4 protein-coding genes and 1 pseudogene are annotated in these 6,551 nt (G+C 41.9%); 3 read left to right on the forward strand and 2 right to left on the reverse strand.

Annotated elements, in window-relative coordinates:
* Positions 1-140: 140 nt before the first annotated feature.
* Positions 141-533, forward strand: a pseudogene (locus PX482_RS27775) (hypothetical protein); the annotation flags it as partial.
* Positions 534-1,334 carry a tetratricopeptide repeat protein gene (locus tag PX482_RS15420; RefSeq protein ID WP_288056883.1) on the forward strand — a complete coding sequence of 267 codons (801 nt, stop codon included), beginning with the start codon at positions 534-536 and terminating at the stop codon, positions 1,332-1,334.
* A gap of 145 nt (positions 1,335-1,479) precedes the next feature.
* On the opposite strand, the gene glgA is transcribed toward PX482_RS15420, so the two are convergent.
* Together glgA and dacB are read right to left on the reverse strand one after the other, a co-directional pair.
* The gene (glgA, locus tag PX482_RS15425; protein WP_147070003.1) at positions 1,480-2,958 is read right to left on the reverse strand and encodes a glycogen synthase GlgA; all 1,479 of its coding nucleotides are present in this window, start codon (positions 2,956-2,958) and stop codon (positions 1,480-1,482) included.
* Between the two features lie 338 nt (positions 2,959-3,296).
* Entirely contained in the window at positions 3,297-4,721 is a 1,425-nt protein-coding gene (gene dacB / locus PX482_RS15430; RefSeq protein WP_288026439.1) for a D-alanyl-D-alanine carboxypeptidase/D-alanyl-D-alanine endopeptidase, read from the reverse strand.
* A gap of 174 nt (positions 4,722-4,895) precedes the next feature.
* On the opposite strand from dacB, the gene gorA reads away from it, so the two are divergent.
* The gene (gene gorA / locus PX482_RS15435; RefSeq protein WP_288094513.1) at positions 4,896-6,248 is read left to right on the forward strand and encodes a glutathione-disulfide reductase; all 1,353 of its coding nucleotides are present in this window, start codon (positions 4,896-4,898) and stop codon (positions 6,246-6,248) included.
* The last annotated feature ends 303 nt before the right edge of the window (positions 6,249-6,551 follow it).

A 6,551-nucleotide genomic window follows, 5' to 3' on the forward strand; every position in this document is an offset into this window, starting at 1 on the left:
AACCCTTATATAGAAAGGCATTTAGCGATTTTTGTCGATTGTTTTTGATCTAGAGCGAACTAATCAATTAAGTCTCTTACCAGATAAGGATTTAGTCGATTTATGACCCCCTATCGAACCATACCAAGTAACGAAGAACCAAAATTACCATCTCTTACCAAAGAAATGAGAGTTTAGAACCGGGAGAATTTATCTCTGGAAGCGTCAGCAATCAGATAGTTTTAGGGGCAGTAAAACTATCCGTAAGCGGTCCAGTTAAGTTTTTTCCTAAAACCCGTCTTCTTGCCTTTGATTTTACCCGGCTCAACCTAACCCTATTTAATCGCTCTCTCTATTCAGGTTTTATTAGAAATGGCCAGGTAAGTGAAGCTAATTTTTATCAGGAAAGTATCAAAAAACAGGCATTTTTTGCCTATTTTTTGATCACAGAAACAATGATGGCAGCCCGGGGACGAGGGGGAGGATTAGCCCTTTGGATAAAAGAGATAAGTGAGACAAAACTAGCTGAAAATAAGTTATTACAGGAGAAATAGATGGGATATTCTATTGAGGTAGATGGGACAAATTTTGACAGTGAAGTGATCGAGAAGTCCTATCTAAATACAGTGATTTTAGACTTTTATGCTCTCTGGTGTGGACCCTGTAAATTGGTAAAACCGATGCTAGAAAAACTAGCAAGTGAATATAATTTTATCCTTGCCAAAATAGATATAGATAAAAATCCCGAATTAGCGGAACAATACGATGTAGAAGGAGTTCCCGATGTGCGAATTGTCAGCAAGGGAGAAGTGTTACCCTGTTTTGTTGGTGCTTTGCCAGAAGAACAAATTAGAGACTTATTTTCCCGTCTCGATTTACAATCGGAATTAGAAACAGGATTAGCAGAAATACAAGAAGCGATTGCCCTCGATAATTTGCCCGCAGCTAAACAATTATTTGATCGTCTTTTTCCTAAATATCCCAACGAACCACGATTAGTTATTATGGCGGTAAAATTTCTCATGCGTCTAGAAAAATGGTCTGATGCTTACCGATTAATCAGTGCTATTAAAGAAGAAAATCCCCTGATCAAAGGTTGGAAAACTCTCCTAGAATTTCAACAGTTAAAACCAGAAAATAATCCCCTCGATGCGATATTTTTTACTGGGATTAATTCCGCATTAAAAGAAGATTATGCCGCCGCTTTAGATAAACTGATCAGCCTGGTGGGAGAAAGTAGAAAATATCGTCAGGATGGGGCAAGAAAAGCCATGTTAGCCATATTTCAGATTTTAGGAGTTAGTCATCCCCTCACCCAAGAATACCAAGCAAAGTTAACATTTCTGCTCTACTAGGTAGGGTTTGCGGCAAAAAGTTTTTTGGTGGGGTTAGGAGTCAGCAATCGGTCAAAACTAAAGCAATTCCCCGGAAATTTCAACAAATCTATTCCTCGAATTTCTGTTGACAACTGCCAGGGAATTGCTAGGGGCAAGATGCAGTTTATTTGTGGCGAATCATTTCATACAGGGCAACGTATTCTTCCCCGGGGCGATTCCAAGAGTAATCGCATTCCATGCCTTGAATCGCTAATTTTTGGAATTCTTCTGGTTGAGTGTACCACAATTCTAATGCCCGGGACATGGCTGATTCGAGGGCATTATTATCGGGATCAAAAAAGACAAAACCATTGCGTTCTTCGGGTTGGTGATAGGTATCATAATCGCGATCAAAAACCGTATTAACTAAACCACCAACTCCCCGGACGATGGGAACGGTTCCGTATTTTAAGCTGATTACTTGTGTCAGTCCGCAGGGTTCAAAATTACTGGGAACCACAATCATATCGGCCCCCGCATAAATGAGGTGAGATAATTCCTCATTAAAGCCCAATTCAATATGGACATCAGGGTTATTATTTAGGTGATTTTTCTCATGCCAGAACCAGTTATTAATTAACGATTCGGTGGCGGAACCTAAGAGGACAAATTGCGCCCCGCGAGCTAAGGCATAATACATGGCATGGTGAACTAAATGTACGCCTTTTTGGTCATCTAAACGACCGACATAACAAATTAAGGGCTTTTCTGGTTCATCTCTTAACCAGAGTCTTTCTCGCAGTGCCTTCTTATTGCGTGCCTTCTCGGAGAAGCTATCAATACCGTAGGGTGCAGCAATAAATTTATCCACTTCCGGGTTCCAGATATTGTAATCTAAACCGTTGAGAATGCCAGTAAATTTGTGTTGATGTAGGTGAATTGTATGACCTAAACCGTAACTAACATCGGTGTGGTGTGCTTCCCAAGCATGGTGGGGTGAGACGGTGTTGAAATAGTTGGAAAAGACGATACCACCTTTCATAAAATTAATCACAAAAGGATTGAAGTTATCGCGCATTCGGGCATAGCTAAAGTAGTAAGTATCGTTATTTAATCCTGTTGCCCTGAGAATTTCCGCACCAGCAAATCCTTGATGTTTAAAGTTATGGATGGTGTAGAGAACGCGCTGATTGCCCATACCATGATATTTATAAATTTCAAAAAGTAAGGGCGGAATTAAACCGGTTTGCCAGTCGTGACAATGAATTATATCGGGACGTTTATTACTTCTGAGCAAAAATTCTAAAGCGGCTTTGCAGAAGAAGGCAAAACGCATATTATCGTCTTTACAACCGTAGTAAGTACCGCGATTAAAGAAATTATCGCCCGAATTGGGTTGAATAAAGAAACACAAGCGCCCGTGTACCCAACCACAAAAAACATTACAGTGAATTGCCCCACCGTACCAAGGTACCCACAGGTCCCGATAAGCCTCGTGTAAGCCCCAAATTTGGTCGTAGCGCATACAATCATACATGGGTAGGATTAGCTCCACGCAATGACCGCGAATTTCTAATTCTCGACTCAATCCATATACCACATCCCCCAATCCCCCAGCTTTAATCACTGGGGCGCACTCAGAGGCAACCTGAACTATATACATATATCAATACTCCGTCGATTAATCTACAGGTCAGCTAGAAGCAATTTTTACAAAAGTATACAGTCTTGTGTGATTAAGTGGGTGGGTGGAATTAAATATAAGATGAACGTAGGTTGGGTTGAAGCATGAAACCCAACCCCCGCTCATGTTACGCTACCGCTAACCCATCCTACAAATAATTGTGCCTCCCTACTTAAATGGCTCGATCGAATTGGTTGCGGGTTGGGTAGTGGGGTATTGGGGTGTTGGGGTGTTGGGGAGAACAAAGCTGCCTTTTGCCTTTTGCCTTTTGCCTTTTGCCTTTTGCCTTTTGCCTTTTGCCTTTTGCCTCCTAAAGATTAACAGCGTTTTAACTGTCCTAGGAGCAAAATCACCTCATCGATGCCGTTTCTGAGGGTGGTGGCGGGTTGATCGCTGTTATTTACGGTTATGCTAAAGATTAGGGGTTGATTGTCGGCGGTTGCTAGATAACCCGCGAGGGCGATAACTCCGGTTAAAGTCCCGGTTTTTGCCTGTAATCGTCCTTCTAGGGGAGTCTGGCGAAATCTATTGGTTAAAGTGCCATCAATGCCGCCAATGGCTAAAGAACGCCGATAATCAGGATTTTCTGCCATTAGTTTTAAGATTTCTCCTAAAGTATTGGGTTTAATCAGGTTTTGTCGTGATAGCCCCGAACCATCGGCGATTTTATAACTATCGCTGTTAATTCCCAGTTTTGTTAAAGTTTCTTGCAATCCCGAGACACCGCCGAGCATTTGTAGTAGGGTTTCGGCTAGTAAATTATCGCTATTTTTATTGACTTTTTCCACCAAATATGCTAGGGGTTCTGATTCTAAATTGGTGATTTCATCGCCGCGAATTTCTGAGCTAATTTCGGCGGTTTTAACGGTAATTCCCGCTTTTTCAAGGATATTACGCCAGCGATCGAGGAAATATTCCGAGGGTTGGGGAATAGCTAAATTAAAATCATCTTGACTATCAATAGCCAGAGAACCAGTGATAATCAGGCGATTATTGGCTAAATTGCCCTTAATTGCCAGAGTATTCGGGATGCCTTGAGCTGCGGTGCTGGTTTGATTCTCAATTAGCCATTGTTTAGCGGCAATGGGATCAGACCATTGTAAATCTAAGCTTTGCCCCAATTGTCGCGGTAAAAGCCTTAAAGTGACGGAATTTTCGTTTAAAACCAAGCTAGAAGCGGGTACAGCATAGTCAAAAAAGACATCTTCCCATTCCCAGGTTTTTTGACTATCGGAGACGACAAAAGGACTAGCAACGACAATTAAGCGATAAATTGAGTTAATTCCCTGTGCTTTTAACTTTTCTGCTAATTTTTCTAACTTTTCTGTGGTTATGGTTGCATCTCCCCTCCCGACTAAGGTTAAAGTTTCTAAATCGGGGGGGTTGCCCTGGGCTAAAATGGGGGTTTTCAGACGATAATCGCGGTTAAATTTGCTGAAAGCGGCGGCAGTGGTTAATAATTTCGCAGTAGAAGCGGGAGTAAAAAAGTTATTTTCGTGGAGACTATAGAGATTTTCCTGAGAATTAAGGGATTTTACGAAAATTCCCCAATAAGCGCCTTGATAATCGGGTCGGGCCAAAATGCGATCGATCCTGGTGGCTAAGTCTGCCGGACAGATAAACTGGGAAGGGAGAGAATTGTCTTGACTGATGGGGGTTGCGAGGGTGACGGGATGGTTTACCCAGAGAAATAGGGAACAAGTCCCCAAGAGAAAAGATAATTTCGATCGGCGTGTTAGCATAGAATTAAATCTTGGCAGTAAATAAATTGACTCTAATTTAGCAGCATTAGTGACCATATTCTGCTAGTTACTCGATAGATTCAGTTAGGGATTGATCCGAGATATTCGCTCCCCTTTTTGCCAAAAAAGTTTCTTGATTCCGTCAAACTTCTATTCATTTGCGAGGATGTTTTTATGAGTTATGATTTTGATTTATTGGTAATTGGTGGTGGTTCTGGTGGTATTGCCACCGCTAGACGGGCAGCCGAATACGGGGCAAAAGTGGGATTAGCAGAATACGATCGTTTGGGAGGAACCTGTGTTAATCGCGGTTGTATTCCCAAAAAATTAATGGTTTATTCTAGTCGTTTTCCGCAACTATTTAAGGATGCGGAAGGTTACGGTTGGAGTCCGGTAGAGAGTCAGTTAAATTGGCAAAAATTAATTAGCGCCGTTAATCAGGAAACTATACGTTTGAATGGCATTTATCAAAAGATGCTCGATAATTCTCAAGTGACGATTTTTCCTAATTATGCCAAGTTTATTGATCCCCATACCCTAGAGGTGGGAGATCAGAAAATTACTGCCGATAAAATTTTAATTGCCGTGGGGGGACATCCCGTTAAACCTGATATTCCGGGGATCGAACATACAGTAGTTTCTGATGCCATGTTTCAACTGCCAGAACAACCGAAAAGAATTATAGTTTTAGGGGCGGGATATATTGGGGTAGAATTTGCTGGTATTATGCACGGATTAGGGACAGAAGTGGTGCAGTTAATCCGTAAAGACAAGATTTTAAGAGGGTTTGATGAGGATATCCGCGATGAGATTCAAGCGGAAATGATCCGTCAGGGAATTAAAATTATGCCCGAAACTTTCCCCACTTCGATCGAGAAAACTGCTGAGGGTTTAAAAGTACATATTCAGGGTCAAGAAACCTCAGAAATCTTATTTGTTGATGCCCTAGGATTAGCCGCTACTGGAAGAATTCCTAAGCTGGAAAAATTGGGCTTAGAGAATGTCAATGTCGAGGTAAAAAATGGGGCAATTGTCGTCAACGAGTATAGCCAAACCAGCGAAGATAATATCTATGCCGTGGGCGATTGTACTGATCAAATTAATTTAACTCCCGTGGCCATTAATCAGGGGCGAGCTTTTGCCGATACAGTCTTTGGTAATAAACCCCGGTTAATGAGTTATGAAAATGTTCCTTCGGCAGTATTTTCTACTCCTGAAGCGGCGACGGTGGGATTAACAGAATTGCAAGCAAAAAAACAATATGGTGACACGGGAATTAAAGTTTATCGGTCTAAATTCCGCCCCGGTTACAATGTTTTACCAGGCCGAGAGGACAAAACTTTGATGAAATTAGTTGTCCATCAGGAAAGTGGTAAAATTCTCGGGGCGCACATGGTGGGAGATCACGCCGCCGAAATTATTCAAGGAGTAGCCATTGCCGTAAAAATGGGCGCAACAAAAGCCGATTTTGATGCCACTGTCGGCATTCATCCCAGTGCTGCCGAGGAATTCGTCACCATGCGTTAATTAACAATTTTAGGTGTGTTAGTTTGGGTGCATCTCACACTTACAGAAATACCGACAATCAGCAATTATCAGCTTCTGAAGGCAAGAGGCAACAGGCAAGAGGCAAAAGACAGAATCTGACAATTCTCCTACCTAAAAAGAAGGTTATAAACTAAGCATATCACTGGACTTCCCCGTTGACAAAAAGCCATAACCTGTGCTGTAGAAGGGATTAAGAGAATTTCCGCCGCCCCGTTACTGGGTACAAATCAGGGAAACTCCCAATAAATCTAACGCTTTTTGTTGCAGTTGGGTCGGTCGAGT

Origin of the sequence: Microcystis sp. M53602_WE12 (assembly GCF_030065455.1) — a bacterium.
In the GTDB taxonomy this organism is placed as follows: Bacteria; Cyanobacteriota; Cyanobacteriia; order Cyanobacteriales; family Microcystaceae; genus Microcystis; species Microcystis aeruginosa.